Source organism: Devosia sp. Leaf64, assembly GCF_001421945.1.
Lineage (GTDB): Bacteria > Pseudomonadota > Alphaproteobacteria > Rhizobiales > Devosiaceae > Devosia.
In genome coordinates this window covers 63,679-90,409 of the sequence record NZ_LMLO01000022.1, presented here as the reverse complement: position 1 = coordinate 90,409, position 26,731 = coordinate 63,679, and the positions used below count along the sequence as shown (strand labels likewise).

28 protein-coding genes are annotated in these 26,731 nt (G+C 60.2%); 12 read left to right on the top strand and 16 right to left on the bottom strand.

Features of this window, described 5'->3' with window-relative positions; genetic code table 11:
- Positions 1 to 43: 43 nt before the first annotated feature.
- From ASE94_RS17435 to ASE94_RS17395, 9 genes are all read right to left on the bottom strand, one after another.
- Entirely contained in the window at positions 44 to 589 is a 546-nt protein-coding gene (locus ASE94_RS17435) for a carboxymuconolactone decarboxylase family protein (RefSeq protein ID WP_061909917.1), read from the bottom strand.
- A 79-nt stretch (positions 590 to 668) separates the two neighbouring features.
- On the bottom strand, positions 669 to 1,385 hold the full coding sequence (locus ASE94_RS17430; protein WP_062631445.1) for a hypothetical protein: 717 nt from the start codon (positions 1,383 to 1,385) through the stop codon (positions 669 to 671).
- A gap of 15 nt (positions 1,386 to 1,400) precedes the next feature.
- A complete protein-coding gene (locus ASE94_RS17425; RefSeq protein WP_061909921.1) occupies positions 1,401 to 2,069 on the bottom strand; it encodes a MarR family transcriptional regulator in 669 nt (222 codons plus the stop codon).
- A gap of 98 nt (positions 2,070 to 2,167) precedes the next feature.
- On the bottom strand, positions 2,168 to 3,247 hold the full coding sequence (locus tag ASE94_RS17420; protein ID WP_061909923.1) for an HlyD family secretion protein: 1,080 nt from the start codon (positions 3,245 to 3,247) through the stop codon (positions 2,168 to 2,170).
- Between the two features lie 21 nt (positions 3,248 to 3,268).
- Complete coding sequence (locus tag ASE94_RS17415; protein ID WP_062631444.1) at positions 3,269 to 4,936, bottom strand: MFS transporter; 1,668 nt, start codon at positions 4,934 to 4,936, stop codon at positions 3,269 to 3,271.
- Positions 4,933 to 5,403, bottom strand: coding sequence for a MarR family winged helix-turn-helix transcriptional regulator (locus tag ASE94_RS17410; RefSeq protein ID WP_062631443.1), 471 nt, complete (start codon positions 5,401 to 5,403; stop codon positions 4,933 to 4,935). Before ASE94_RS17410 ends, ASE94_RS17415 begins: the two co-directional genes overlap by 4 nt.
- Positions 5,404 to 5,577: 174 nt before the next feature.
- Complete coding sequence (locus ASE94_RS17405) at positions 5,578 to 6,108, bottom strand: hypothetical protein (RefSeq protein WP_061909931.1); 531 nt, start codon at positions 6,106 to 6,108, stop codon at positions 5,578 to 5,580.
- A 58-nt stretch (positions 6,109 to 6,166) separates the two neighbouring features.
- Positions 6,167 to 6,709, bottom strand: coding sequence for a hypothetical protein (locus ASE94_RS17400; protein WP_156352200.1), 543 nt, complete (start codon positions 6,707 to 6,709; stop codon positions 6,167 to 6,169).
- A 96-nt stretch (positions 6,710 to 6,805) separates the two neighbouring features.
- Positions 6,806 to 7,171, bottom strand: coding sequence for a hypothetical protein (locus ASE94_RS17395; RefSeq protein WP_061909935.1), 366 nt, complete (start codon positions 7,169 to 7,171; stop codon positions 6,806 to 6,808).
- 263 nt (positions 7,172 to 7,434) lie between these two features.
- On the opposite strand from ASE94_RS17395, the gene ASE94_RS17390 reads away from it, so the two are divergent.
- Positions 7,435 to 8,367, top strand: coding sequence for a hypothetical protein (locus tag ASE94_RS17390; RefSeq protein ID WP_061909937.1), 933 nt, complete (start codon positions 7,435 to 7,437; stop codon positions 8,365 to 8,367).
- Entirely contained in the window at positions 8,364 to 9,287 is a 924-nt protein-coding gene (locus tag ASE94_RS17385; protein ID WP_156352199.1) for a hypothetical protein, read from the top strand. The genes ASE94_RS17390 and ASE94_RS17385 overlap by 4 nt, the downstream gene beginning before the upstream one ends.
- Before the next feature lie 11 nt (positions 9,288 to 9,298).
- Here ASE94_RS17385 and ASE94_RS17380 read toward each other — a convergent pair whose 3' ends face one another.
- The 5 genes from ASE94_RS17380 to ASE94_RS17360 form a co-directional block, all read right to left on the bottom strand.
- Entirely contained in the window at positions 9,299 to 10,063 is a 765-nt protein-coding gene (locus ASE94_RS17380) for a hypothetical protein (protein WP_061909941.1), read from the bottom strand.
- Positions 10,060 to 10,749: an RNA polymerase sigma factor gene (locus ASE94_RS17375; RefSeq protein WP_244484162.1), complete on the bottom strand. Its 690-nt coding sequence runs from the start codon at positions 10,747 to 10,749 to the stop codon at positions 10,060 to 10,062. The genes ASE94_RS17380 and ASE94_RS17375 overlap by 4 nt, the downstream gene beginning before the upstream one ends.
- On the bottom strand, positions 10,739 to 12,262 hold the full coding sequence (locus ASE94_RS17370; RefSeq protein WP_061909943.1) for a hypothetical protein: 1,524 nt from the start codon (positions 12,260 to 12,262) through the stop codon (positions 10,739 to 10,741). The genes ASE94_RS17375 and ASE94_RS17370 overlap by 11 nt, the downstream gene beginning before the upstream one ends.
- A gap of 77 nt (positions 12,263 to 12,339) precedes the next feature.
- Positions 12,340 to 12,681: a hypothetical protein gene (locus ASE94_RS17365; protein WP_061909945.1), complete on the bottom strand. Its 342-nt coding sequence runs from the start codon at positions 12,679 to 12,681 to the stop codon at positions 12,340 to 12,342.
- Between the two features lie 9 nt (positions 12,682 to 12,690).
- Positions 12,691 to 13,215 carry a hypothetical protein gene (locus tag ASE94_RS17360; protein ID WP_156352198.1) on the bottom strand — a complete coding sequence of 175 codons (525 nt, stop codon included), beginning with the start codon at positions 13,213 to 13,215 and terminating at the stop codon, positions 12,691 to 12,693.
- Here ASE94_RS17360 and ASE94_RS21170 point away from each other — a divergent pair.
- Positions 13,214 to 13,357 carry a hypothetical protein gene (locus ASE94_RS21170; RefSeq protein ID WP_156464113.1) on the top strand — a complete coding sequence of 48 codons (144 nt, stop codon included), beginning with the start codon at positions 13,214 to 13,216 and terminating at the stop codon, positions 13,355 to 13,357. The genes ASE94_RS17360 and ASE94_RS21170 overlap by 2 nt on opposite strands.
- A gap of 11 nt (positions 13,358 to 13,368) precedes the next feature.
- A complete protein-coding gene (locus ASE94_RS17355) occupies positions 13,369 to 14,487 on the top strand; it encodes a hypothetical protein (RefSeq protein WP_156352197.1) in 1,119 nt (372 codons plus the stop codon).
- Positions 14,488 to 14,588: 101 nt separating this feature from the next.
- Here the strand turns inward: ASE94_RS17355 and ASE94_RS17350 are convergent, their stop codons facing one another.
- Positions 14,589 to 15,176: a hypothetical protein gene (locus tag ASE94_RS17350; protein WP_062631439.1), complete on the bottom strand. Its 588-nt coding sequence runs from the start codon at positions 15,174 to 15,176 to the stop codon at positions 14,589 to 14,591.
- A 145-nt stretch (positions 15,177 to 15,321) separates the two neighbouring features.
- On the opposite strand from ASE94_RS17350, the gene ASE94_RS17345 reads away from it, so the two are divergent.
- Positions 15,322 to 15,918, top strand: coding sequence for a DUF1176 domain-containing protein (locus ASE94_RS17345; RefSeq protein ID WP_162236114.1), 597 nt, complete (start codon positions 15,322 to 15,324; stop codon positions 15,916 to 15,918).
- On the opposite strand, the gene ASE94_RS17340 is transcribed toward ASE94_RS17345, so the two are convergent.
- Positions 15,919 to 16,902, bottom strand: coding sequence for a hypothetical protein (locus tag ASE94_RS17340; RefSeq protein WP_156352196.1), 984 nt, complete (start codon positions 16,900 to 16,902; stop codon positions 15,919 to 15,921).
- Between the two features lie 261 nt (positions 16,903 to 17,163).
- On the opposite strand from ASE94_RS17340, the gene ASE94_RS17335 reads away from it, so the two are divergent.
- From ASE94_RS17335 to ASE94_RS17305, 7 genes are all read left to right on the top strand, one after another.
- Complete coding sequence (locus ASE94_RS17335; protein ID WP_062631436.1) at positions 17,164 to 18,447, top strand: extracellular solute-binding protein; 1,284 nt, start codon at positions 17,164 to 17,166, stop codon at positions 18,445 to 18,447.
- Between the two features lie 20 nt (positions 18,448 to 18,467).
- Positions 18,468 to 19,409 (top strand): sugar ABC transporter permease, encoded by a 942-nt coding sequence (locus ASE94_RS17330; RefSeq protein WP_062631469.1) that lies wholly within the window; start codon positions 18,468 to 18,470, stop codon positions 19,407 to 19,409.
- Positions 19,406 to 20,227: a carbohydrate ABC transporter permease gene (locus ASE94_RS17325; protein WP_062631435.1), complete on the top strand. Its 822-nt coding sequence runs from the start codon at positions 19,406 to 19,408 to the stop codon at positions 20,225 to 20,227. The genes ASE94_RS17330 and ASE94_RS17325 overlap by 4 nt, the downstream gene beginning before the upstream one ends.
- On the top strand, positions 20,224 to 22,251 hold the full coding sequence (locus tag ASE94_RS17320) for a beta-galactosidase trimerization domain-containing protein (RefSeq protein WP_062631434.1): 2,028 nt from the start codon (positions 20,224 to 20,226) through the stop codon (positions 22,249 to 22,251). Before ASE94_RS17325 ends, ASE94_RS17320 begins: the two co-directional genes overlap by 4 nt.
- Positions 22,252 to 22,363: 112 nt before the next feature.
- Complete coding sequence (locus tag ASE94_RS17315) at positions 22,364 to 23,392, top strand: LacI family DNA-binding transcriptional regulator (RefSeq protein ID WP_062631433.1); 1,029 nt, start codon at positions 22,364 to 22,366, stop codon at positions 23,390 to 23,392.
- A gap of 25 nt (positions 23,393 to 23,417) precedes the next feature.
- A complete protein-coding gene (ugpC, locus tag ASE94_RS17310) occupies positions 23,418 to 24,473 on the top strand; it encodes a sn-glycerol-3-phosphate ABC transporter ATP-binding protein UgpC (protein WP_062631432.1) in 1,056 nt (351 codons plus the stop codon).
- Positions 24,473 to 26,731 carry a glycoside hydrolase family 95 protein gene (locus tag ASE94_RS17305; RefSeq protein ID WP_062631431.1) on the top strand — a complete coding sequence of 753 codons (2,259 nt, stop codon included), beginning with the start codon at positions 24,473 to 24,475 and terminating at the stop codon, positions 26,729 to 26,731. Before ugpC ends, ASE94_RS17305 begins: the two co-directional genes overlap by 1 nt.

Here is a 26,731-nt window from a genome sequence, read left to right as displayed (position 1 = left end):
TCGACGGAGTTGTGGCCCGCGCAGGTAACGCGGGCCAGTGGCTTCAGGCAGTGCGGGTCAGCTTGACTCCGGGGAAATCCACGGGCACGTCGAGGGCGACGTTGACGTAGTTGGTGAAGAGATTGAGTGCCACATGGGCAATGATCTCGACGATTTCTCCCTCATCAAACCCGGCTGCGACGAGGGCATTGACATCATCGCTTCCGACGCTGCCGCGCTGTTCGACGAGACTGAGTGCGAACTTGAGAGCGGCTGCCGTGCGCGGATCGGCCGAGCGGCCGGCTTGCGCCTCGGCCATTTCTTCGGCCGTGGCGCCGGCGCGCTTGCCAAGGCCGGTATGGGCGGCAAGGCAATAGTGACAGGCATTGCGATCGGCGATGGCGACGGCAATCTGCTCGCCGAGCTTGGCGCCGAGGCGGCCGCCGCCAAGGGCTGCAAACGAGCCCCAGAGGCTAGCTAGCGCCGAAGGCGAATTGCCGACGGCCTTGAACATATTCGGGACGACGCCAAAGGCTGACTGGATCTCGGCAAAGTTCTGCTCGACCGAGCCAGTTGCTTCAGCGGGGGCGATAAGGGTAATTCTGCTCATGTTTCTTCTCTTCATAGCCTGGAGGGTGGGAACTGCCGGTTCGTCGATGGCAGTCGACGGACCGGCGCTTTTCGATCAGCTAGTGGCCGGCGCTGACCTTGCCGGGGAGGCTGAGGTCGCCCGATGCGACCTTGAACACGTTCTCGACGCACAAAAGCGGCGTATGCAGGTTGCCATTGACCTTGAGACCGGCGGTGACGCCATCAAAGTTCGCTTCGGCAATGCCGCTGATGAGCTTGACCGGAATGGTGACTTCCACCGTGTCACCGGTGAAGGTGGTGGGATAGTCGGGGCTGTCGATCATGAGCGGCACGTTGGGCCAGGTCGGCGGCACCTTGGGCGTCGTGCCCTCGGGGATGTCGTTGACCTTGAGACCGCCAGGGCAGGCGGCGTCTTCGCCCAGCACCACCCAATGGGGATGCCAGACGTGACGGTTGACCCCGCCATAGGCGGCATCGTCGAAATCGGGGTGGAAGGTTACGGCAAGGGCGACGATGCCCTGATCGTTCTCGAAGCCGATATCCCCGCTATTGAGGCTTGTGGGCCAGACATAGGCATAGACGCTGGAGCCTTCGAACTTGCCCGTGGCGTCGGGCTTGTCGAGGCCGGCCTCGCCGCGAACGCGAGTGGTGAAGACGGCGTCGTCGCCATGCGTGACGATGGTGGTTTCGATGATGTCGAAGGAGGCCATGATGGCTTCGTTCGGATCGGCATGGATGCCAGTGTCATGGGCAAAGCTCGGCGCAGCCGAAAGGGTTGTCAGCAGCGTCGCCGCCAACAGGGTCAAACGGGTCATTTGTGGTGGTCTTTCTCAGATGCCTGGAGGGTTGAGGGTATGATCCCTGGTGAATTCGGCCCAGGTGGCAGCCCGGGCCGAAGGATCGGCGGTTTCGTGTTCGCGGCAATCGACCCGCAGGTCCTGCTGGCCGAAGGCGGCGTCCACGAAAGTGCAATGATGCGGCTGGGCCGCATCCTGATGCGCATAGGGCCGGAAGAACCGGCAACTGACGCACATGCGTTGAATGGGGATAATGCCGCTTTCCTGAAGGTGCCGGATCATGGTGACGAGCGAAACGAGCAGCTCTTCTTGCTGGGCCCTATCAAGGGCGCCAGCGGCGCTTTCGGCAACGCTGCGTGTTGCGTGGGCAGAGGCAAGCGAGGCCTCGCCGTGTTCGGTCAAGACGATCCGTACCGAGCGGCGATCGCTGGGGGCTGGGGCCTTATAGAGGTACCCCTTGCGTTCGAGCGCGCCGATCGAGTCAGTTGCGGAGGGCTGTGACACCCCGAGCTGTTGCGCAATATCGCGAACGCTCAATCCACCCGGCCGCCCTTCCAGAGACGCCATGATGGCGAACTGCGTTGGATTGACTCCCGCGGCACGTGCGCCAACCCAGTCATCGGCGCGCAAAGCTGTCGCAAGGCGCTCAAGACCTTCGTGGATGCGAAGAGGAAGTGATTTGGGTGTGACCGGCGTTTCCATAAGCCGATATATATAGGAGTCCTATGTAATAGCAAGCATGATGTCGTCTTGCCGTTTCATGGCGCGGGGACACACATCCCAATGATCTTCAGCCGTCATCATCCCTGCGGCGCAGTCGCGTCAGGGGGAGACTGTGGCGGGTCAGTATCGATAGCAACCTCGACGGACATGCCGGGCAAGAGGTGGAGCGCGAGTTCCTGATCGGGGTCGATCTCGATCTTGACGGGGATGCGCTGGGCGATCTTGGTGAAATTGCCGGTGGCATTGTCCGGCTTGATGACGCTGAATTCGGACCCGGTGGCGGGCGAAATTTCGGCGATGTGGCCTTTGAGCGCCGCATGGGCGAGGGCGTCGACGGTGAGCGATACGTCCTGGCCGACATGGAGCCCGGGCATCTGCGTCTCCTTGAAATTGGCCACGACCCAGCGTTGGGGCGGTGTTACCGAGGTCAGCTGCGTGCCGACGGCGACGAACTGGCCGATGCGGGCGGCGACTTCACCCAGCGTGCCATCCACCGGAGCAACGATTTTGGTATTGGCGAGATTGATCTTGGCCAATTCAACGGCCGCTTCCGCCGAGCGGACGGCGCCTTGGAGAGCGGGGACGCTGCCCTCGACCAGCGACAGGTTTTGTTCGGCCATGCTCACATTGGCCTTTGCCTGCGCCACGCTGGACTGAGCCTGAAGGAGCGCCGCGTGAACCTGGTCGGCGCTCGATTGCGGCGAGAGCCCAGACGCCAGCAGGGATTCGCTGCGCGCGGCATCGGCTTCGGCGCGTTGGAAGGCGGCTTGGGCCGCTTCGAGCTGGGCTTGCGCAAATTCGACGCTCGCCTGCTTGGAGGCGCGGTTTTGCTCGTAATTGTCGAGCGCGCTGCGCTGCTGCGCCAGGGCGCCTTCGGCTTGCTCGAGCTGCTGGAGATAGATGCGGTCATCGAGCTGCACCAAGAGATCGCCCTTCTTAACCTCCTGATAATCGGTGACTGGCACCTCGGTCACATAGGCGGCAAGCTGCGGCGCGATCATGGTGACGCGCCCGCGCACAAAGGCATTGTTGGTGGACTCGATCGTCGACGTGAACGGCGGCAGTTGCCAGGCGTAGAGTACGACGCCGACGCCGACGATGCCGATGATGAGGGCGGCCCAGCTGCCCTTGGATGTGAGAAAGTCTTTGATCTTCATTTTGGATACTTCGTCGTGAAATCAGGTGGCGGGGACGGGGGCAGTCGATACTCGGGCCGAGCCCAGAACGCGTAGTCCCAGATGGAGAAGAAGGGCGGCGGCCGCGGCGATAGCGCCGTAGAAAATCAGCAAAAACAGATCGTTATAGGCTAACACCCAGGATTGCTGGGTGAGCGATTGGGTCAGTAGCGTCAGGCCCTGCGTATTGCGCTGGGTCGGATCGGTCAGCACCCGGCCATAGGCGCCGCCATAGGCCTGGATGCGCTGGACGACCACAGGGTCGAGAAGGGTAATGCCTTGCGCCAGGACATTGGAGTGAAACTGCTCGCGCAGGGCCACGAAGGTGGAAAAGATGGCGCTACCCAACAGGCCGCCCAGACTTTGCGTGGTCAGGAAAACGGCGAGGAACGAGAGGATATATTGCGGGCCGCGCGCCAGGGCCTTCATGAAGCCATTGAGCATGGCCGGGGGCAGAAAGAGCCCGCTTGCCGCGCCGATTAGCGCTTGGCTGACATAGAACTGCTCTGGGCGACTCAAAGTGGTCGAATGGGTATCGAGCCAGCTGCCGATAGCGATCAGGATCAAAGCGGTGAGATGGATGATCTCCACCCGCTGGGGCTTGATGATCATGCTGAGGACGGCGGTGGCCGCAAAGGTGACGATGCCGATGACGGCGAAGAGCGGGATTAGCTGATCGTTCTGCATGTTTAGCACGGTGAAGAGGCCGAAGACGCCCACCGATTGCTCCGATAGCAGCAGCCGGAAGGCGACGAGCGCGCCGGCAAAGATCAACATGTCGCGCCCGGTGAGCCAGCGGAGGTCAATGATCGGATTGGTCCGGTGCAGTTCGACGATGCAAAAGAGCGCCATCGAGCCGATGCCCAGAGCCAGCACGACGCCGATCCAGGGTGTTTCAAGCCACCAGAGGGTCCGCCCCATGCCGAGCACGATGGCGATGCAGCCAAAGCCGACAGTCATGAGCGGGAAGCTCACAAGGTCGTCGCGATCGAAAACCTTGACGCGCGGCGGATGGGTCAGCGGCACGAGAAAAACGACGGCCAGCGAAATGAGCGCGAGGCCCAGTTCGACTGCATAAAGGCCGGTCCAATCGCCCAATTGCAGCAATTCGGGCGAGATGACGCGCGCAAGGGGCAGCGCCAGCGTCGAGCCGAGCATGCCAAAGCAGATGCCGATGCTCATCTTCTTCTGCGGCGGGAGCCACTCGAGCATATAATAAAAGCCGAGCGTGCTGAGCGGTGCGGCCGCAATCCCCATGATGGCGCGGACGACGATGGCCGATTGCAGGTCATGGGCAAAGAGATGGGCGATGACTACCAGCACATAGGCGGCGATGCCGATCTCGGCGAAGCGGCGGAGGCCGAACTGGGTCCGCACCTTGAACATCAGGATCGTGCCAGCCAGGTTCGTGGCGAAGTAGGCCGCTGCCAGCCAGCCCATTTCGGACTGGGTTGCACCAAAGGAGGCCTGCAGCCCCTGAAGGTTGGCGGTGATGAGGTTCAGGCCCAGGCCTTGGGTGAGGCCCAGAACCAGCGAACTGAAAATATAGACCGCGGCAACGAGCGGCGACTTGGGCACGAAGGGCGGCATGGCCGGCGGTGCACTTGGCTGGCTGGCAGGCTCGGCGGCTTGCGCTGGGGTAGGCGCCAATTCTGAGGCTTGTGACGTCATGATAAATCTTGCGCCCTAATTTGCCCCGGAATGGCGCAGCGGAGCGCCTGGGTGCGGGCGAGGATCTGCAGGAGGACGCGGTTGGCGATCTCCATTTCGGCCTTGTCCAGGTCCTCGATGAGTTGCCGGTTGAGGTCGCTGAGGAGCTTTGAAACTCTCCCGGCGATCACCTGGCCTGTCGTGGTCAGGACGATTTTCTTCGCCCGCCGGTCTTCGGGAGAGGGGATGCGCTGGATGTAACCAAGGGCCTCGATGCCATCGAGAATACGGACTGCAGTCGGATGCTCAACGCCAAGATGATTGGTCACGTCAGCCTGGCTGGCGCCGGTTTCGAGTGGCAGCAGAAAATAAAGTACGCGGGCGCGCGCCGACGTGAGGTTCATGTCCCGCAGATGGACATCGAACGAAGCGCTCAATTCCCTACTTAACCGGCTGACGGTTCTGAGCAGATCCAGCTCATCCACCATTTTGTTGTTCCCTATAATGTAGGGAGCTACATAAAATTGGGAATGAGGATCTGCAATGGCTCATTCTGCATGGTTGACATGCGCAGCGAACTGCTCCGCAAGCCGGCCTTGATGGCAGGCATGCCTCCTAACGGAGCTTGGACGGAAACATCCTCATCTCAAATGCAAAGAGGCTCAGCTCTTGCCACACCGGAGATAGAGGTCGAAGCCAGTCTTTTGCGTAATCATCAGGATGTCTTGGCTCGGGCGTATAACGGTCACGGGCCCATTATTTCTCTCGTTGTGGGCAATCACCGCTTCGCTCGGTGGGCGGTCCTCGTCGTAACCAAGGGCGCCATAAAAGCTCTCCGGTTCAATACCCAGCGTGTAGTTGCCAGTGTTGTTTCGCCGATATTGCCAATGCAGACCGGGCGGCGCATCGATGACGCCGATGTCGAAGCCATCAGCGACGCTTTCGATGGCCATGACCAGCGAGCGATCCTCTGCGCAGAACTGGGCCACCTTCGCCTCCAGCCCTGCATAGTTTCTGGCCTCGAGTTCGACATAGGCTGACATATTGGCCCAGACCCAGCGACCATCGATGTCGGACACGTTGTCTATCGTGTTCAGAGTTCTCTCGAGCTCAGCCATAGCGCTCTCTTCAGCGGCTGCCGGGGTTGTTGCGACGGCGAGGAGAGTGAAGAGCATATAGGGCACCAGCTTCATCGCTATGTATCCTTCCGGGTGTTGGGCTGTTCCGGGGCAAACGCAGGAATGAACAGGGTCATGTCGCGCAACGCCCGTAGATTTCGGTCCGATAGGGCTCAGCCAAGGCGATCAAGTCTGCAGACACCCGGTAGAGGTTGACCTGGCTCGCGGCAGTTTGAAGGGTGCGTGCGCGCATCTCGGATCCGCGTTCGCCCTCTATCGCATCGAGACGGAGCATGCTGAAGAGTGCTGCCGGATCGAAGCTGCGGTGGAAGAGCGAACCGCTGATCCAATCGAAGCGATAGACCATGTCCCCACCAGAATTGGGTGCCGTCATCTCGAAGCTGCCTTCATCGATCTCGGTGATGATAGCCCCGCGCGACGGGTCATTGCCGCAGATGCGGTCGAGTAGGCTGGCGATGAGCCCAGGATCCGGATCGGCACCCTTGGCATTGGCCAAAGTGCTGAGAGGTAGCCACTCGCCCTCGATATCCGAGACAACGCCGGCCGCTGTTGGCTGACCGAAAATCCTGTTGGCCAGAGCAAAGTTCTCTTCAATCTGACCATATGACGGGCCGGCAATGGCTGCGGTCAGGGCGAAGGCAAGTGCGATGCGCATGATCTGGTCCTTTTGTGTGTTGTCCATAGGACGACGAGAACCAGCGGGACCTTGGTGCCAGGCAGACTTTTTCGATCGGCGAGGCGATTTTTTGTTCTATGCACCAAGCGGCACGGCTATTTGTGCAATGGCGTCGACCTGATCGGCGGTAGCCAGCAGATAGTCCTGGAGCTGCACCACGGCATAGCTCATGGCGCCGGCAAAGAGCAGCAGGCTTAGCCAGATGAGCTGAAGAAATACCCGCTGCAGCGACCATTGGCGCCACCGGCAGATGCCCCATGCAATGATCAGGATTTGGTAGGCGGCCGGATAGAGAAACAGCGCAGCCATTCCGACGGTATAGCCCTGTGATCCCGCGTCACCTTGGATCGCGGAGGCGCCCATGATCCAGGGCAGGAGCAATAAGGCGGCCCCAATGGCGATAGCGAGAGGAATGCCGTGGACGATCAAGCCGCGCCACATCAGGGTGAACCCTCCAGAGCCAGAGCAGCAGATTGGCCGAGGATGTCAGACTTTACAGGATAGGAGACCCTGTCGGAGCGAGTGGCAATAACGAAGCGCATGGGGCGACCTTTATATCCTTTAGATATGAGACGCCCGTGATCCAAAAAAGCTTGGTGATTATCCGACCAAGGTTTTGCGCGCGACGGGCGTCTCATCTGAAACAGGGAGGGAAACGAAATGCTCGAAGCCCGGGCCGTTAGGGTCAACTTCTGGAGCATGCCATGACAATGCATGTCCTGCCTCTGCACCGCCGCGTGGTCGCCTTGATATTTCCTCTGATCATTGGGGGCATTGCCGTGCTGACAACGCCAACCTTTTTCGAGGTTGGCTTGCCGTGGTGGCCACTGTTGATCCTTGGCCTGCCGGGCCTTTTGTCTTTGCTGATCTGCTATGAATATTGGAACGCAGCAATTGGCTTCGATTCAGAGCAGTTGCACTTTCGCAGCGTCGGCTATCAGGTAACGGCGCCTTGGCAGAGGGTCTCGGAGCGGATAACCGATGGCAAAGTGTCCCTTTATGTCGAGGCGTGCGAGCCGCGCTATCGATGGTGGCTTTGGATCATGCAGTCGGCACTGCATGTGTTCATGCCCCATCGCTCGCGCTACGCCCACGGCTTGATGGCCTTAATCCCGCTTTACTGGTTCGCCTCGGCACCCGATGGCGCAGTGATGCAGGACTTCCGGAAGTACAGTGGCAACAGGGTAGGCTCGGCAGACAAGCTCAGCGCCATGCCTGACCTTGCGGAATTACAAAATGCCGCCATTCGCAGCATAGCGCACGACGTGATCAACCTGCAGGATGGAGAGTGGGAAGACCGGGAGTGGCGCTACCTGGCAGTCGATCACGAGGTCCTCGTTGCAGATGGGCGCCGCTCGAGCACGCAGGCCAAGGTCATTGCGCAAAGGCCTGGTGCCGAGTTGGAGGAATTGGGCTTTCGTCTCAGTCCGGAGAGCAAAGCGCATCTGTTGGCTCTGCGCGGGGCCATGGCGGAAGTCGACGGCAAGATCTGGACCATCCTCGATATGACGGTTGATCACAGCGGGGAATATGATTTTACCTTTGGCTATGGTGCGCCGCCTCGACTGAATGGCGATCTCCTCCATAGCCCGCTGACTGGGCTTTTGGAGCGCTATCGAAAGGCCCGGTCCAAGTGAGCGGAGATATGGGCGGTGCGCTGGCCAGCGGGCTCGACCGGGACGAGGCCACAACGCTTTTGCGCAATGCCGAACCCCGCCGCATTGCCAATCTGGCTGCGAGCCTTAATCTGTGTGCAGGCATCTTCTTTCTGCTGCTAGGTAGCGCGCCCTTCGAGGGCAGTTTTTTGTGGCCGATCGTTGCCATTGTAGTCGCTGGCATGGCGTGGACCGTCTCAAATCATCTCTGGCGCGACATTGCCTTGGCGACGGTAGCGGAAACGATCTGCGTGCGCTGGGGGCAAAGCCAGTTCGCCAGCGGCTGGGGAACGGTCGGTATCGAGAAGTGGATGGCCGACCTTTTCAGCGAAGAAGGTATGCGCTTTACGGCATGGGAGAGCCAGGGCAAGCACAGGGATATCGCCTATCGGCTCAACGAGGCCACCATCTGGCGCCGCATGAGCACTCAAAAGCGCTACGAGACCTTTTACCTCATGGAGGTTCAAGTCGCCGTGCCGCACTCCTTTGCCGGCAGCATCGAACTGCGCCCCCACTCAAAATTCATGACCGGCGTCGATGATTTGTTCCGACAACTGTCCGGCGACGAGGTGCAAAGGCGCGTTATTTCGCCTCAGTTCGATGCGGTCTTCGATACGCTGGCCAGTCCCAATGCGGATGTGGGCAAGCTGCTGACACCGGGCTTCCAGCAAGCCATGCTCGCTCTGGCCAAACGCAATCCGCACTCATACGTGTCGGGAAGGTTCCAGCATGGCTGGTTCAGTTTCCGCCTGCCTATCCCGCATCTGGCGTTCTCCTCAGCCGGTCTCTTAAAGCCAATGGCCGCGCTGATTGATGATGTCGACACGCTCTGGTGGGATTTGACCATCCCACACCGGCTCATCGATAGCCTCACCGGGGATTACGAGGGGCCGCTCCGATAGTCGGGCTACGCTCATCCTGCCGGTTCGGCGAGGCGGCGTTCGACATCGGCCCTGTCGGCAGCGTTGGAGACGCTTTGGGAACGTTGGGGGTCGCGCGCATATTTGCCGTTGACCAGATGGTAGATGCGCCAGAACCGCACGTCGTTGACCCGAAATTGCACGGCCACGATATCCTTGTCTGGCTGGGCAAAGGCGGAAAGAAGCTCGACCTCCTCGCCCGGCATAATGCCTTGAACATCGATCGTCTGCTCGCCGGAAATCTCGGGCAGGAAAATTTCCAGGGCCGTTGCGTCCTGTCGTGTTCCGATGACGACGCCGTCACCCTCAAAACGCGAGATTGTCTGGGGGATGGCGTCGATTGGCGCCTGGCTTCCCCCGGGGGATGGCTGCATGCCCATGCGCGTTCCGCTGTTGGACGGGGCATCTTCGGCAGGAAGTCCATCGCCACGCGACAGCGTGGTTGAGCCGGGTGGCGTCGTCACCGGTGCGTCGGCAACCGTGTCCCGTCCGCTTCCCGTCCCAACATTGTTTGGCAATAGACCTGGCGCAAACAGAAGCGCGACGACAAGAGCCGCGACGCCGACACCGACTGGTATCAGCCAGCGGACAGGCTGGCGGAACCAGTGGGCAATGGAGTTGACGCTGGCTCGTGGCAAGGGGCTGCGGTTGGCAAAGGCTTCCCGGCTCTGCGCGATCGTTGCATGCATGACCGCTGGATCCGGCTCAGGATCGAGAAATTGCGGCATCCGCTCTAAGGGATCGCGATCGCTATTCATAGCAAGTCCTTCAGCGACTTGCGCGCATTGTGGATGTGCCAGGAGACGGTCACTTCCTTGCATCCCATGATGACGGCTGCTTCTGCCTGCGAAAGTTGTTCGCCATAGACCAGCATTACGGCATCGCGCTGCTTGTCCGGCAATCGCCGCACAATACGCCAAATATCATCGACGCGCAGTTGGTCTTCCTGGTCGGGATCACTTTCGACCCGCGCCAGAGTCGCGACCGTCTCGATCTGCTTGCCCTGCCGTTCGCGGCTCCGCTGCAGGTCGCGGACGGCATTGAGTGTTACGCTATAGAGCCAGCTCGTGAACTTCGATCGCCCATCAAAGCGCGTGACCGCATCGGCCAGCCGCATGCAAACGGACTGGGTGACATCCTCCGCATCGCTTTTGTGACCGAGCCAACGGAAGGCGGTCTTGTAGATGAAGCGATAGTGCTCGGAAATCAGTCTTTCGAAAGCTTGTGCGTCGCCCGCTTTGACCCGCTTGATAAGATTTTCGGTCGTGTCGGACGGTTCTGAAATAGTCCCGTCAACAAGTCGCACCCTGTCAATTTCCCCCCATCTGCCCTTGGCAGTAATGCCATTGAAGCGAAATGGTTGTGGCAAAAATGAGATTTTCCCTTTTGCCATGAGCTGTTTGCAATTTTGGAGCGATAGCGAAAAGGCCGCCTCACTGCTCATTGGTGCGCATCCAATAGACCTGCCCATCAATGATGATCTCTTGGGGTCGGTCGGCGTCATGGCCTTCGATCAGGGCCACGAAATGTCGCTCCTCGCCTTCTGGACCTTGAATCAACAGCGTGTAGCCATCGAACGAATAAGCGCCTGTCGCGACGTCATAGGCGCGTTTGCCTGAGGCGATGATGTAGGAGGTGCCGAAGCTGCCGGCGACGAAGCCACTGCGAGAATACCGTAGCTGGCCGTCACCCAAAAAGGCGTATTCGCGATCGCTGCGCACGCCACCCATGCCAACATTGAGGAGGTAATAGGTCGCGTTAAGAACTTGCCCCTCGGGCACCGGCATCAATCGCTTTGCTTCGGAGATATCGATCGTTGACCCAACATCGAGTCCGCCGCTCTGGGTCAGCATGAGTTGGTCGGCCTCGTCTTTCCAGGTGAACCACCGGTCGGGTTCGCGCTGTCGGGACAGGTCGAGGTTCAGGTCTGTAAAGGCGAAATTCCATGCGTGGCGATAGGCAGTGCCATCGCGCAGCAGCACGTAAATGTCTTCGTCGCGCTGGGTGTAGCCGTTGCCAAAGCCATCCATGCGATTGGCAAACTCGGCGTCGTAGAGGACACGGTCGATATCGCTCAGGACGATGCCTGCGCCGGGAGCGCCATAGGCTTCAGCATAGTCGAGAGGACGGAGCATCAGGCCTCTACTCTCGTCGGCAACCGTTGCTCGGTCATTGTCAAATTGGCTGTCGTCGAGAACACGGCAATCATCGAGACTGAGTTCGCCGCCCTCACGGTCTTCGCGCAGCCACCGGATTTGACCAATGACGACGCGTTCCGCGCCGATATCGCGTGCCATTGTTGCTTCCTGCTCGTCGCTGGCAAAGGACCGGCAGCTTGCAAGGAATGTCGATTGCTGATCGCCGCGCCATTCGCGCAACGTATCCGCGCTGGTAATCCTGCCGTTGATTGCTAGGGCAGGGCGCAGAGCCAGCCAGTTTTCTGCGTGATTTTGCCTGGCCTCGCGGAGGTCACGATCCTGCTCCGCGCCGCTTTTCGAGCCGATCTCGTCCATTTTTGCAGCAAGCTCGGCCGAAAGGGCGATCAGCGACACCACTTCGAGTTCAGGGCTTGTTACCTCTGTCGGCGCTTCGGCCACGACGATCCCAAAGCTGTCGGCATTGCGCAGCAGGTAGCGGATGGGCCGGGCGATATCGAACATGTCATTGTCGTCGAGTGTGGCGCGGAGATCGCCGCAGACACTGCTATCCTTGGCGACATCATCATCGACCAGTGCCTTGGCCCGGGCTCTGTTGGCCTCAAGGTCTTCATCGAGGTCCGGCATAACCATCGCGGCTGAAGCGATAAGGCGCTCATAGCCAGCGAGATCGACGCGGTGTCCCCATCCGGCGAGAGCATCTTGTCGTGCCTGTTGGCTATCTGGGAAGCGCGCATCGCAGGCCGAGAGATAGGCTTCTGCGACGATGGCGGCAGTCGCCGCCTTTCCCAGAGCATCCATGAAATCGGCGGCATCATCTCCCGATGCCGTCGTGGGTGCTATCAAAGCAACCCAGAATGCCAGCGCACTCCGCACTATCAAGAGCAGTCCCCGATGATGCGCTCAACCTGCAGCGTCCCGTCGACCAGCCTTCCCAGGATGGCGAGGCACTGATCGCTGGCCCATGCTTCCTCTATTCGGTTCGCGTCGGCTGTTGTTGCCTCGATCCGCGGCAAGGTTTCTTGCGCCCACAGAAGGTCCGATGGCCCGGCCTGCGCAGCTGCCGAAGCCCAGATTCCGCGCCACGGGCAGGGCGCCTGAACACAATAAATGCCGGTCTTGCCAACGAATAACCGTTCGCCGCCAGTTTCGGTGTCAGCAGCAAATGCAGGGCTTATGGCTGCAAAAAAGCCGAACAGCAGACCCAGGGCAAGACGCATCGTTCGCTCCTAGCGGTTTTCGAGGCCGTTGGCTTCGCGTTCCTTGGGAATGCTTTCGCGATTGGCCTCGACCTGTGCGATCAAACGTTCGAGGCCGTCGCGAACCTCCTTGAGTGTAGAAGCATGCTCCGTCTTGGACGTGGTGGGATTGTCATTGGCCGCGTCCCATTCGAGCGCCCATTCCATCGCCGCGATCCATTCGTCGACATCGCCGGCGATATATTCATTGACCGGTTTTCCCACTTGTTCGCTCAAGGCGCTGAACAGGATGCCCTCGTCGCGCGCGTCGTCGCCGCCAGCGCTAATGAGGAAGCGATAGCGCAACTGGCCAGCATACATCCAATTGGCCGCTTCCTGCCCCTTGCCTTCGCCCAGAAGGCGCGAGGAGAGAATGTAAAGCGCTGCTGGGTGAAGCGCGCTCGCCTCTGCAACGATCTCGGCGCTACTCATATCTTCAAGGCTTTTCATATCCTGCGCCGGGGCGGCCGAGATCATTGCGGTCGCAAGCAGCAGGGAGATCAGCAGTCGTTTCATGATCCGCATCCTTTTGGTTCTGCCCATAAGACGCGGCGAGCGAGCCAAACCTTGGTCCACAGCTAAAGATTTTTTCTGGAAAATCAGCCTTCGCCACCAAGGTCTGCGGCGTGGCAAGCGTCACATCGGCAAGACAACATGAAGGAGACACGCATGCGCTCTTGCGTCATCGCTGCCGGCCTGCTGCTGGCAACCGCCGCCCCCGTACTCGCTCAAAATACCAATCCCCTCCGCGATGGCCTGGACCACTTGCCGGCAACGCTCCTTTCCGGGCAGACGGGCGACGTCGCCTATTTCCTTGATATGCACACGCTCATGAGCCTTGTGGACGACGATAGTGCCCCTCGTCCCCAGTTGCGTGCTATGCCGATCGTCGATGTCTTGGCCCTCGAAAGCGTCTTCGAAACCGAGCCGGCCGAGTGGGAAGCCAAGGCCGGCACAACGATCGACAAAATCCGCTACTTTACCGGATATGGCCGCCCACCCAATTCCACCAGCAATTGGGGTTTGGTTGATGCGGACGCGGCAACTGACATGATTGCAGCGCTAAAGGCGGTGGGATTTGAAGATGCCGGTGTTTCGGGCGTTGTCGGCAATGGCGAGCCACAGCGGTTCGACCCATCCAAGCGCGATCCCTCTGACCCATGGCGTACTGCAATCGGCGCGGCGCAGTTTGCCGCGGCCGTGGGGACCAATGTGGTCCAGGCACAAACCCCTCAGGCTGCTACGGTCGCTGCCGGGCAACAGCCCAGCCTTGGTGATAATCCGATCGTTGCAACGGCTCTGGCGGGGCTTGAGCAGGCAGCCGGGAATGGTCAGGTGGTCCAGGCAGTGGTGATCTCGCCGCTCTTTGGCATGGCCGCTCTCGACCCCGCGGCGATGCTGGCGCCCTCGGCCGATATGGACGAAACCAAGGAGCGTCTTGAAGAGCAGATGGCCGCACTTAGCCAAGGCATTCCGCCCTATCTCGGAGGGATCATTGCCGATATCCAGCATGACCGGCCAGGTGTCGGCATTGCCTTGACCTACCCCGACTGCGCTATTGCTGAGGAGGCTGCGGATGCCATAGCGACGCGGTGGGTCGACATGGCCGGCGATGCTGCACAGGGCGAGGTTACCGCAAATACGGCCGAAGGCGAGGGAGGCTTCTGCGCTGCCACAGTGAGCGTCTTTGTCGATGCCGATAGTCCCGAGCAGAACCCTGCCTATCGTGTCCTGATCGAGACCTACACGCGAGGTCAGGTCGGTATTCTACAAATCGGCGAAAACTGAGCCTTGAGCTCCGGGGCAAAACTGCGCCCCGGAGCTTCATTTCATCGACCGACAAAGTTACGGCATAGTCGATCGTCCGTTCTTCCCGGATGGAGTATCGGTTAGTCCAGTTGAGGCAGTTCAGCCTGGCTCAACTCCGAGAGATGTTCGGCCTTGAACTCCCGCAGATTGCGCAGAAAAGCTTCCGATGCGGCATCGCCATAAGCGCGCTCACTCATGGCGAAAAGCATCGATCCTTTCTGGCCGTCAAATTCGCCTTCCACATAGCGATAGCCATTCCATTCGAGGATGAACTCGCCATTCTTGTCCTTGGTTGAGAGCAGGAAGTCGAGCAGGTACTCGCCATTGTCGGGATTGTCGAAGACGGCGTAATTGGCGACCGGGTCACTGCCCTTGCGCTGCTCGACCATTGCCGCCTGCGCCCCGACAACTTCGGTGAGCGGTGCGTCTGTAGCGATAAATTCTACCATTACCATACTTTCGTAGCTGTCACCAGCGGCGCCTTCGGGCAGGTATTCCTGCTTAAAATAGCCCGGTTGCGGATTGGACGACCAGGAGAGGATATAGTCCGTATCGCCGACCTTGATCGGACCGGGGACGCCCAGGTAATCGGTTACGCCCTGCGCTTGGGAAGGCATGATGGAACAGAGCGCGAGCAGCGCCGTGGCGGTAATCGTCTGACGGAACATGGGTTGATCTCCTCGACAAGGCAGAGCGCCTCACTACCCATGTGACGGCGCCTGCAGCCAAGACCTTGGTCTGGTCGTGACTTTTGTTCGACCAAGATTGCGCTCGCGCCCGTCGTCCTATCAGTGAACAGAAATGGAGAGCGCCATGCCTTCGCGATTGCTGATTTGGACCGGGGTCATTTTGCTGGCTGTTCCCGCCACGGCTCGGGAGGAAAACTGGCGGGCAGATGCGTTAGAAAAAGCGCAGGATTATCATGCCGCCAACTTGCCTCCTCTTTGCATGGAGCCCGACACTTCAGAAACGGAGCCGCCCAGTTTCGAATTGCAGGTGGGCGAAGAGACGGCGGCCCGCCAGGCGCTGATCGTCGAATTTCCATGCCAGATTGGCGCCTATAGCCAGACCGCGGTCTATCTGCTGTCGGATCAGCAGGGCACGGTGTCGCAAATCGTCTTCCCGTCACCCAAGTTTGACGTCAATTATGTTGGCGGAGAAGAAAGTGCAGGCGTCGACACTATAGTCGTCTACGAAACGCCCTATCTCCGCGAAGTGGTCAATCCGAGCTACGATCCATCCAGCCGCACCATGTCAGAGCGCAACAAGTGGCGCGGCTTGGGTGACGCCTATACGGAAACGCGCTGGCAGTTCAAGAACGGCAAGTTCGAGATTACCTACTTTGCCGTCGATGCCACCTTCGATGGCAAAGATGATCCCATTGTTCTGATCGAACGCGACATCTGGTGACTATTGGTCGAGGCTTCGGAGCCCGACAATGAAATGCATGTAGCGCAAATAGCGCTCGCCGGTGGCTTCGTCGCTGGTCGCGACAACCTGTCGGCGCCCTCCATCCAGCGCTTCATGCTGCTCTTTGGTTAAAAGCTCCGATCCGATTGCGGACAGCGCATCATAGCGCAGGCTGCGATAACTTGTCTCGTGACCAACTTCGATCATCGCGGCGTCCATGACCGCGTCGGCGTCGATGCCGCCACACTGTTCGGCGATCCTTTTGCGCTCTCCGTCCAGCACCGCGATCATGTGGCGGTCGAAGGGCGCTCCTTCAGCGTGCCCGATCTGACTGCTTATCGCCGCGATCTCGCTCTCGCAACGGCCGCTGGGGACCAGATGATCGCGTGGCTGACCCGGAATGGTGATGGCCTCGATCAGGGGATCAATCATGCTCCAGTCGGCTGTTTCCTCTGCGCTGATACAGCTCAGCGTCACATAGCCGGAAGGGCTCGGAATGACCGCAACGGTGAATGCGCCGCCCGTTTCATGCTTGCCATGGACGCGATGGGCGTAAGAACCGTGAAGGATAAAATCTTTGCCGCCTTCGATTGTGCCGGGCACGGCAACCTCTTGCGCCATGCGCTCGTAGGTGCCCGTATCGACGACGAGGCTGTTGACCCAATCCTGGTCCCCCTGCCCATAAGCGGGGTCGTATTGAAAGCTGATATCGCAAAGATCACCGCTGGGATCCAAGGCAGGTAAACCCGGATTGTCCGATGACACCGTGATGACCACAAGGCCCTCGGGGGTCTGCCCCACCAATTCGGCGTCAAAGCCATCAGGTGTTTCGAGCGTCAATCCGAAATCGGGATCGACCAGAACAGGACCATGCGCTTCATCTTGCGCAAGAGCAGTAGCAGTCACGCAAACAGACACCGAAATTGCAGCTATGACCTTCATCGAGACCTCCACGTTTTGAACATAGGACGCTCGGCCGGTCACTTTACTTGGTCTGATAAGATAGATTTTCAGACGGGAATATCGTCTGCGTTCGTGATCCCAACTCGCTCATGCGGTGTACCCAGGTAGTCTAATCTAGACGCATCCGTCCCTCGGATGCAGCTGTCGCGATTATTTTCCCCACTGGCGCTTTGTGCCGCCTCGCCCCCAAAAAAATCCAGTTGCAAAGTTTGACTTAGTTGATAACGTTTCAACTTACTTGACGGAAGCGGCGAGACAGCCGTGTCAAGGGAGGAGAAAATCATGTTCAACCGCTCTTTGCGGCGTCGTACCGTCTTGGCCGGCGTCATGCTTGCCGCTCTTGCCGGCGTTAGTCCGTCCGTCCTTGCGCAGGACATTTCTGGTGATCTGGTCATCCTGCAATGGCAGACCGGCACAGATGGTCAGATGTGGAAGGATGTCGAAGCCAAATTCATGGAGATGCATCCCGGCGTCACCATCAAGGAATTCCAGCCCGCAGGCGGGCAGGGCGATGCCCGTGGCGGTATGCGCACGGCGCTCATGGGCGGCGAAGTCGTCGATATCATCATCAATACCTGGCCGGCATTCCGGGCTGAACTCGTCAATGCCGGCATTCTGCGCCCGATCGACGATCAATGGGCTAGCTTTGGCTGGGACGGCAAGCTTAGCCAATCCTGGCGCGATCTCGGCTCGATCGATGGCACGACCTACGGCATCACCTATACCTATGGCGATCGTTCGGCGATCTGGTACAAGACCGCCCAGCTCGAAAAAGCTGGCGTCAAGCCGCCAAAAACCTGGGATGAGTTCATCGCGAGCTTCGATAAGCTCAAGGCAGCCGGGTATCCTGCGCCTGTCGTAATCCCGGCCAAATATTGGGCGCATACCGAGTGGTTCGAAACGCTGCTGCTGCGCACCGCCGGCGTCGATGTTGCTGCGCAACTGGCCGCGCACGAAATCCCCTGGACCGACCCGAAGGTCAAAGCGGCATTGATGAAATATGCCGAAATGCTGCAGGCCGGCTGCTGCGCTCCGGCGGCGACCATGCTCGCGATCGAAGAACCCTATCCGACGCTTTATACGGCCGAAGAGTCCAATTACCTGCTCTTTGGCATGTGGACCAACGCGGCGCTGAAGAATGATCTCAAGCTCGAAGAGGGCGTTGATTATTCGATCTTCCAGTTCCCAGCGCTGGGCATGGGTTTTGACGATACGTCGAGCGTCGATACCAAGGAGTTGAACGTCACGACCAACGGCGCCAATCCCGCGGCGGCTGACGCTTTCCTCGATTACATCGTCAGCCCCGAGGCTTCCGCCATCATGGCCGGCTACGGTTATGCTTCACCAAGTTCGGCTGCGGACGGATCGCTCCTTGGTCCGGTCCAGCAGATCGCGACCGGCGCCGTTTCGAGTTCCAAGGTGCAGTTCGTGCTTGGCGATCTCCTTCCCGGCGATCTCGTCGATGAATATCGCGTGCAGCTGCAGAAGTTCCTGCAGAACCCGACCGAGGCGACCGTCGACGAAGTACTGGCCGCCATCGAAGCCAAAGCGGCAACGGCTTACTGATGAGCCGGTCTCTGCCCCAGATGGTGGCAGACCCGGCGGACGTTTCCTCCCGCGATGGTGGCGGACGGCTTCGGCTGCCCGCCACCCGTGGATGGCGCATCAAGGAAACACCGGCTGCCTGGCTGCTCATTACGCCCGTGATCATCCTTTTCGGTATCTCGGTGGTTTATCCGCTGTTTGATACGATCAGGCTGTCGTTCTTTGACATCAAAGGCCTGGCGCCGGCCAAATGGGTTGGCTTTGGCAATTACGTCACGCTGTTCAATGATGCGACCTTCCGCAACACGCTGCTGACGACGCTGATCTTTACGCTCGGCACAACGGTGATCTCGGTCAGTCTTGGTTGGGCTTTGGCCATGCTCTGCGCCTTTGCGCCGGTCCATACGACGCCATTTCGCGGCATGATGTTCGTTACCTTCGGCATTTCCGAAGCGGTATCGGGCTATATGTGGCTCAATATCCTGCGCCCCGACAAAGCGGGGCTCCTCAACGCCATCATTGGCAATTTCATTCCCGGCTTCGCCCACTCCTGGCTGGGCGATCCCAATACCGCGCTCTGGTCGCTGATCTTTGTTGCTTCCTGGAGCGGCGTCGGCCTGCCGCTCATGCTCTGCTTTGCCGCGGTGCAGTCGATCCCACGGACGGTGCTCGAGGCTGCCTATATGGATGGGGCCAAACCCACGTCGATCATGCGGCATATCATGATGCCGCTGTCGCTTCCGGGTGTACGCGTCGCCATTTTCATCAACCTGCTCGGGGCGTTGCGCGCCTTCGACATCATCTATGTGATGACCGGCGGTGGCCCCGTGCGCGCCACAGAGACGGTCGGCTACTTCATGTATCGGGAGTCGATGACACAGTTCAAATTGGGCTATGGCGCCGCGGCAACCGTCGTGCTGCTCGTCGCCGTTCTCGTCATTTCCATCCCTGCCATCATCCAGCGCACGGCAGGTGCCAAATGATCGGGCGCATTCATTGGTGGACTGTCGTTCTGGTTGGTGTCATCGCGACCATCTGGGTCATCCCGGTGCTCGGCATCGTCGTGACTTCGCTGCGTCCACCAAGCGAAGTGGCGCTCGGCTGGTGGCGGCTCGATACGGTCAGCATCACATTCGATGCGTGGATCCGTGTGTGGGATGAATATCCGTTGGCCCAAGCCTTCTGGTTCACGGCAATGCTCGCGGCGCTCGCAACGCTCGGCACCATGCTGCTGACGCCAGCCGCGGCCTATGCGTTTCACTTCCTCAACTTCCCGTTCCGCCGGCTGTTGCTGATCCTGATCATCAATGCCTTCGTGCTGCCGCAGCAGGTCGTGGTCATTCCGCTCTTTACGCTCTGGCGGGATTTGAAGCTGATCGACAATATCGCGGCTGTGCTCATCCCCTATGTGGGCATGAGCTTTGCCTGGTCGATTTTCCTCGTGAAGAACTTTCTTGAGGACTTTCCCAAGGAGCTTATCGAGGCTGCCAAGATCGATGGCTGCGGGCCGCTCTCGACCCTTCGTCAAATCGTCCTCCCCAATGCGACGAGCCCCATCTTTGCGGTCGGCGTTCTGCAGTTCCTCTGGACCTGGAACGCACTCCTCCTTCCCATGCTCTATCTGCGGAGCATGCAACCCTTGCCCGTCCTCCTGACCAAGGTGTCGGGCACCTATGAGAGCAATTGGGATCTGCGGTCTGTGGCCGCCATCGTCACCACGATCGTCCCGCTCATCGTCTTCGTGATCTTTCAACGCCAATTTGCCGCCGGGTCGCAGACCCGCACAGGGGCCAAAGAATGACTATCCAACGCACCAACAAGCCGCTGCGCTTTCGCCAGATCCATCTCGATTTCCACACGTCCGAGCACATCCCCGATATCGGCAAGGATTTCGACGCCGCAGATTTCGTCGATACGCTGAAGAAGGCACATGTCGATTCCATTACGGTCTTCGCCAAGTGCCATCACGGCTGGGCCTATTACCCGACCAAGATCGGCGCGCCACACCCGAACCTGTCCCGGCCTGATCTCCTCGGCGAAATGGTCGATGCGCTCAACGCAGCCGATATCGAATGCCCGATCTACATCACCGTGCAGTGGGACGAGCGCAATGCGCGGCTCCATCCGGAATGGCGGGTGCGGTCAGCTACCGACAACCGCTTCGATCCCGCCCAGCTTGAAGCGGGCTGGCACACGCTCTGCCTCAATCACAAGGAATATCGCGACGAACTTCTGGGCATGGCACGCGAAGTCGCCAGCACCTATGCAACGCCGGGCATCTTCTTTGATATTGTCCTCGCGCCCGATTGCGTGTGTCAGGCCTGTCTCGACACCATGGCCGAGATGGGTCTTGATCCGGAAATCCACGCCGATCGCCTGACCAAGGACGAATGGGTCAATGATCGCTTCCGTCGCGAAATGAGCGCGGCGCTCAATGCCGAATTTCCGGGCCTCCGGATTTTCTACAATTGCGGCCATATCCATAAGCAAGGCCCGCAGCGTTTCGAGCCCTATTCCCATCTCGAACTCGAAAGCCTGCCGACAGGGGGCTGGGGATACAATCACTTCCCGGCCAGCGCCCGCTATGCGGCAACGCTTGGCTTCGATTTTGTCGCCCATACCGGCAAATTCCACACGTCTTGGGGCGAATTCGGCGGCTTCAAGCATCCCGATGCCTTGGAGTTCGAGGCTGCGCAAATGGTGGCGCTGGGGTCGAAATGCCTTGTGGGCGATCAGTTGCATCCAAGCGGCGCGATCAATCCCGATACCTATGCCTCGATCGGCCCCGCCTATGCCCGCGTCGAAAAGCTCGAACCCTATCTCGAAGACGCACGGCAGGTGTCCGAGGTCGCTATCCTCTCTGCGGAATATTTCCACCATGCGGGCGACCGCAACAACAATGCCGATGATGGCGCGGCCCAGATGCTGCAGGAATTGCAGCAGCCCTTCGACGTCATCGACCCGAGCGTCGATTTTGCGCGCTACCGCGTCATCATCCTGCCCGATGAAGTACCCGTCGAAGGGGATCTGCAGGTCCGGCTCAATGCCTATGTCGAGGCGGGCGGCAAGCTGATCCTGAGCGGTATTTCTGCGTTGCAGGACGATGGCTCTTTCGCGGTCCCTGCCGGCATACGCAATCTCGGCCCGGTCGAATTCAGCCCATCCTACCTCCGCGCCAGCGCTTCGCTCGACCAGTCCATGACGACGTCGCCCTTCGTCGTCTATGGCCGGGCTCTGGCGATAACCCCCGAAGGCGCGGAGGTGCTGGCAGAGGTCATGCCGCCCTATTTCAACCGCACCTATGCGCATTTCTCGTCGCATGCTCACGCGCCCGACAATGTCGCATCGGCTCCGCTCGGGGCGGGTGTCACGCTCCATAAGGGCGTTGGCTATATTGCGTACCCGATCTTCTCGATCTATCGGGCGATGGGCCAGCCGCTTTATCGCTATATCGTCCGTGGCCTTCTCAAGCGGCTCCTGCCCGATGCCGCTCTCGAGACCGATCTGCCGAGCTCGGGCCGCGCATCGCTCAGCCAGCAGGAGGCCCGTGGCCGCCACATCCTTCATCTGCTCTATGGCGCCCCTCAGGTGCGCGGCAATGCCGTGCCGACGCGGGATGGAACGAGGGTCATGGAGATGATCGAGGATATCCCGGCGATTGGCCCCGTCACGGCCAAGGTTCGCCTGCCGTCGCCGCCGCGTCGCGCCTTCGAGGCCGTCTCGGGCGAGCCGGTGGAGGTGACCGATCTTGGCAATGGGCAATATGGGGTGACGCTTGATCGTCTGCGCATCCATGCGGCCATTGTGTTTGAACAAAATGCCTAGCGTGACAATTGCTTGGCCGGGCCCTGTGGCGCCCGCGCCGAAGCCGCATTATGCAGGTGAAAAGTGCCCGGGGCGATTTTTCCGGGCGCGTTCACCAGGGATACGAAGACGGATGACCGACCAAGCGATCAATAGAGCACGCCCGGCGACAATTATCGATGTTGCGCGGGCAGCCGGTGTCGCCGTCGGCACCGTGTCGCGCTACCTCAACGATCAGCCCATCCGCGGCGGCAATCGCGAGCGTATCGCCCAGGTCATCGACGAACTGGGCTATCGCCGGAACAGCGCCGCTGCGGCTATGAAGACCAACACGAGCCATATGGTGGGGCTCATGGTCCCCGCCGTCGGCGAATTCCACGCCGCACTGCTCGATCGTCTCAGCCGGCACATGCGCCAGACCGGGCGCGCAGTGCTCTGCTATTGCCACGATACCGACCCCAGTTCGTTCATGGACGGGATCGAGTTTTTCGCCGGCCATCGCGTCGATGCGGTGGTGATGGATGGCAATGAAGAGCTTCGCCAGCGGCTTGAGCCCTATATCAGCCAGGGCATGCTGACCGTGCTCTATGACAATGACCTGCCAGGCCTAGCCGCCGACCGGGTCTTTGTCGAAAACCGGCGCGCCAGCAAGCGGCTCATCGATCATGTGCTCGATCTCGGCCATGAGCGGGTGGCGATCATTCACGGGCATCTGGTCGATTCCGTCGCCCGCGATCGTCTCCAGGGCTATCGCGACGCGCTCCTCGCCCACGGTGTCGAAGAGCATCCCGAACTCGTCGTCGATGCGCGCTGGAACGAGCAACGCGGCTATAGCGCGATGGGCGATCTGATGGCGCTGCCCAATCCGCCGACGGCCGTCTTCGGGGCCAATTACAATATGAGCATTGGCGCGCTGCGCTGGTTGCGCGAGCACAATGTCTCGATCCCGCAAGACATAACATTTGTCAGCTTCGACGATGTGCCGGCCTTTTCCGTGCACGTGCCGGGGATTACGGCAGTCGGTCAGCCGGTCGACAAGATGGCCGAGGCCATTGTTTCGATCCTTGCCGAACGGCTGGGCGATGGATCGCTCGGCAATCGCACCATACGCATCGATGCTGAAATCACTCTGAGAGGCTCCACCCGACGCTTGCGCCGGTAAGGAGCCACGCCTGGAGGAGGCGAGAATGGCCAATGTTGCGCTGACCGATGTCAGCAAATCCTATGGAGCGCTCGAGGTCATCGAAGGCCTTAACCTCTTCATCGACGACGGGAGCTTCACGGTTTTCGTGGGGCCATCGGGATGCGGAAAATCGACGCTTCTGCGCATGATCGCCGGGCTCGAACCCATCACTAAGGGCACGCTTTCGATCGACGGAAAAACCATGAACCAGGCCGACCCGATCGAGCGTGGCGTTGCCATGGTGTTTCAGAATTACGCGCTTTATCCGCATATGACGGTCGAACAGAATATCGGCTTCTCCCTGCGGATGGCGGGGCTCAGCAAGGAAGACATCGCCGCCCGCGTCGCCGTTGCGGCTCGGACGCTTCAGATCGAACCGCTCCTCAAGCGCAAGCCGGGTCAACTCTCCGGCGGCCAACGTCAGCGCGTCGCCATCGGGCGCGCCATCGTCCGCGATCCCGAAGTGTTTCTCTTCGACGAGCCCCTCTCGAACCTTGATGCGGAATTGCGCGTGTCGATGCGCGTCGAAATCGCCAAGCTCCACAACCAGCTTGGCTCGACCATGATCTATGTCACCCACGACCAGACCGAAGCCATGACGCTGGCCGACAAAATCGTCGTCATGCGCGCCGGCAAGATCGAGCAGGCCGGCACGCCTGAAGAACTTTACGACAACCCGGATAATCTGTTTGTCGCTGGTTTCATTGGCTCGCCCCGCATGAATTTCCTGCGCGGCACGCTTGGCGGCGGCACGGTGCGGCTCGAAAATGGCGGTTCACTGCCCGCACGCGGCACGGAGGACAAGGTGCTGGTGGGCGTCAGGCCCGAGCATTTCGTCGAACCGGGGCAGGGCGCTGCAGACGTTTCTGTCACTGTCGATGTCGTCGAAAATCTCGGCGGCACGCGCTTTGTCTATGGCACGCTCCTGTCCGGCGAAAGCGTTGTCATCGAGGCGCGCGAGCGGCCCGGGATCAAGGCCGGCGACGTTCTTTCCTTCGGCATCAGGCCCGATCGGGCCATGCTTTTCTCTTCCTCTGGCGCTCGGCTGCGGAACATCTGATGACTGACATTCTCTGGTATCGCCAACCGGCCACCGAGTGGACGGACGCTCTCCCCTTGGGCAATGGCCGGCTCGGCGCCATGGTGCATGGCGGCGTCGGGCGTGAAGAACTTCAGCTTAACGAGTCAACGCTCTGGTCTGGCGGGCCCTATCAACCGACCAATCCCGAGGCCTTGCCCAACCTTGAAAAGGTGCGCGAACATCTTTTCGCCGGGCGCTATCAGGCGGCCCATGATGTCGCCCAGTCCCATCTTCTCGCCAAACCACACTCGCAGATGAGCTACCAGCCGGCAGGCAATCTCTTTGTCGATTTCCGGCATGAAGCTGTGCCCGGCAGCTATGCGCGCAAGCTCGATCTCGCAACCGCCATCTCGACGACCACCTATGCGCTGCTGGGGTCCGGTCTTGATCCCGAAGCCCCGCATTATACGCGCACCGCCTTCGTCTCTGCGGCTGATGACGTGCTGGTGCTTCATCTCGCATCCTCCGTACCAAAGCTGCTCGATTTCGAGGCATGGCTCGACAGTCCGCAACCCGGCGATATTCTTGCGGGCGACGAGGGGAGCCTCGTCTATCGCGGCCGCAATTTTGGCAAGCATGGGGTCGATGGGCAACTCAGCTTCGGCATCGATGCGCATCTCCGCGTCACAGGCGGCACGGTCGAGCGCCGCGGCCGCCGCCTCATCGTGCGCGATGCTACGGAAGCACTCATCCTCCTCGATATCGCGACCAGCTTCGTTCGGTTCGATGATGTTTCAGGGGATCCCAACGCCAAGCTTCTCGCGCGACGCGATGCCTACCTTGGGGCGGACGTCGAAACTCTCCGCACCCGCCACATCGCGGCCCATCGGGCACAGTTCGATCGGTTGGATATCGACCTTGGCGCGGGCCGGGATGATCTTCCGACAGACCAGCGTATTGCCAATTTCGCCTCGGGCGACGATCCCGGCCTTGCCGCGCTCTATGTCCAATATGCGCGTTACCTGATGCTTTCATCGAGCCGCCCCGGCACGCAACCGACCACACTGCAGGGGATCTGGAACAAGGACACGCGGCCGCCTTGGGGCAGCAAATATACCGCCAATATCAATCTCCAGATGAACTATTGGCTGCCCGATCCCGCCAACTTGCCGGACATGGTCGAGCCTCTCGTGGCGCTCGCCGAGGATCTGTCGATCACCGGCGCCGAAATGGCACGGGCTCACTATGGCGCACGAGGCTGGGTGCTCCATCACAATACCGATCTCTGGCGCGCTACCGGCCCCGTCGATGGCGCCTATTGGGGCATGTGGCCGACAGGCGGCGCCTGGCTCATGGCTCAACTCTGGGATCACGCCCGTTTTGCCGGAAGCCCAGATGCTCTCGTGCGACGGCTCTATGGTCCCCTTAGAGGTGCCGTGCTGTTTGCGCTCGATACGCTCGTCGCCATGCCGGGGACAAATTATCTCGTCACCGCGCCATCCATCTCGCCGGAAAACCGCCATCCCCACGGCGTCGCGCTCTGCGCGGGTCCGACCATGGACAACCAGATCCTTCGCGATCTCTTTTCGGCCTTTGCCGAGGCTGCCGACCAATTGGAGGAGGATGCCGACCTAGTCCAGCAGGCCGAGGACGCGCGGAGCCGCCTTCCCGAACATCGCGTCGGCAATGCGGGCCAATTGCAGGAATGGATGGAGGATTGGGACATGGACGTTCCAGAAATCCACCATCGCCATGTCTCGCATCTCTATGGGCTTTATCCCAGCGACCAGATCAGCACCGAGAGCACGCCCGAACTCGCTGCTGCCGCGCGCCGGTCGCTTGAAATCCGCGGTGTCGAGGCGACCGGCTGGGGTATTGGTTGGCGCATCAATCTCTGGGCCCGCCTTGGCGAGGGCAGCCACGCCCATGATGTGCTGAAGCTCCTGCTCAGCCCCGCGCGCAGCTACAACAACCTGTTCGACGCCCATCCGCCGTTCCAGATCGATGGCAATTTTGGCGGTGCTGCCGGGATCCTTGAAATGCTGGTGCAGTCGAGCGAAGCCGAGATCCGGCTGCTCCCGGCTTTGCCGGAACAATGGCCGAGTGGGTCAGTGCGCGGCATTCGGGCCCGCGGCGGCATTGAGCTGGACTTGGTCTGGGCACAGTACCACGTTGCTTCGTTACGTCTGCGCAGCGCTGCGCAAAAAACGGTGACAGTTCGGGTGAACGGTCAGGCTTTTTCCATTGAAGTGGTCCCAGGTGTCGACGCTGTTCACGATTTTACCGAGGCGCCCTGA

Bases quoted from the DNA above. Each gene is read 5' to 3' on its own strand.
- ASE94_RS17435 (WP_061909917.1), bottom strand. From the start codon at position 589: ATGAGCAGAATTACCCTTATCGCCCCCGCTGAAGCAACTGGCTCGGTC.
- ASE94_RS17430 (WP_062631445.1), bottom strand. From the start codon at position 1,385: ATGACCCGTTTGACCCTGTTGGCGGCGACGCTGCTGACAACCCTTTCG.
- ASE94_RS17425 (WP_061909921.1), bottom strand. From the start codon at position 2,069: ATGGAAACGCCGGTCACACCCAAATCACTTCCTCTTCGCATCCACGAA.
- ASE94_RS17420 (WP_061909923.1), bottom strand. From the start codon at position 3,247: ATGAAGATCAAAGACTTTCTCACATCCAAGGGCAGCTGGGCCGCCCTC.
- ASE94_RS17415 (WP_062631444.1), bottom strand. From the start codon at position 4,936: ATGACGTCACAAGCCTCAGAATTGGCGCCTACCCCAGCGCAAGCCGCC.
- ASE94_RS17410 (WP_062631443.1), bottom strand. From the start codon at position 5,403: ATGGTGGATGAGCTGGATCTGCTCAGAACCGTCAGCCGGTTAAGTAGG.
- ASE94_RS17405 (WP_061909931.1), bottom strand. From the start codon at position 6,108: ATGAAGCTGGTGCCCTATATGCTCTTCACTCTCCTCGCCGTCGCAACA.
- ASE94_RS17400 (WP_156352200.1), bottom strand. From the start codon at position 6,709: ATGCGCATCGCACTTGCCTTCGCCCTGACCGCAGCCATTGCCGGCCCG.
- ASE94_RS17395 (WP_061909935.1), bottom strand. From the start codon at position 7,171: ATGTGGCGCGGCTTGATCGTCCACGGCATTCCTCTCGCTATCGCCATT.
- ASE94_RS17390 (WP_061909937.1), top strand. From the start codon at position 7,435: ATGACAATGCATGTCCTGCCTCTGCACCGCCGCGTGGTCGCCTTGATA.
- ASE94_RS17380 (WP_061909941.1), bottom strand. From the start codon at position 10,063: ATGAATAGCGATCGCGATCCCTTAGAGCGGATGCCGCAATTTCTCGAT.
- ASE94_RS17375 (WP_244484162.1), bottom strand. From the start codon at position 10,749: ATGAGCAGTGAGGCGGCCTTTTCGCTATCGCTCCAAAATTGCAAACAG.
- ASE94_RS17370 (WP_061909943.1), bottom strand. From the start codon at position 12,262: ATGGATGCTCTGGGAAAGGCGGCGACTGCCGCCATCGTCGCAGAAGCC.
- ASE94_RS17365 (WP_061909945.1), bottom strand. From the start codon at position 12,681: ATGCGTCTTGCCCTGGGTCTGCTGTTCGGCTTTTTTGCAGCCATAAGC.
- ASE94_RS21170 (WP_156464113.1), top strand. From the start codon at position 13,214: ATGATCCGCATCCTTTTGGTTCTGCCCATAAGACGCGGCGAGCGAGCC.
- ASE94_RS17360 (WP_156352198.1), bottom strand. From the start codon at position 13,215: ATGAAACGACTGCTGATCTCCCTGCTGCTTGCGACCGCAATGATCTCG.
- ASE94_RS17355 (WP_156352197.1), top strand. From the start codon at position 13,369: ATGCGCTCTTGCGTCATCGCTGCCGGCCTGCTGCTGGCAACCGCCGCC.
- ASE94_RS17350 (WP_062631439.1), bottom strand. From the start codon at position 15,176: ATGTTCCGTCAGACGATTACCGCCACGGCGCTGCTCGCGCTCTGTTCC.
- ASE94_RS17345 (WP_162236114.1), top strand. From the start codon at position 15,322: ATGCCTTCGCGATTGCTGATTTGGACCGGGGTCATTTTGCTGGCTGTT.
- ASE94_RS17335 (WP_062631436.1), top strand. From the start codon at position 17,164: ATGTTCAACCGCTCTTTGCGGCGTCGTACCGTCTTGGCCGGCGTCATG.
- ASE94_RS17330 (WP_062631469.1), top strand. From the start codon at position 18,468: ATGGTGGCAGACCCGGCGGACGTTTCCTCCCGCGATGGTGGCGGACGG.
- ASE94_RS17325 (WP_062631435.1), top strand. From the start codon at position 19,406: ATGATCGGGCGCATTCATTGGTGGACTGTCGTTCTGGTTGGTGTCATC.
- ASE94_RS17320 (WP_062631434.1), top strand. From the start codon at position 20,224: ATGACTATCCAACGCACCAACAAGCCGCTGCGCTTTCGCCAGATCCAT.
- ASE94_RS17315 (WP_062631433.1), top strand. From the start codon at position 22,364: ATGACCGACCAAGCGATCAATAGAGCACGCCCGGCGACAATTATCGAT.
- ugpC (WP_062631432.1), top strand. From the start codon at position 23,418: ATGGCCAATGTTGCGCTGACCGATGTCAGCAAATCCTATGGAGCGCTC.
- ASE94_RS17305 (WP_062631431.1), top strand. From the start codon at position 24,473: ATGACTGACATTCTCTGGTATCGCCAACCGGCCACCGAGTGGACGGAC.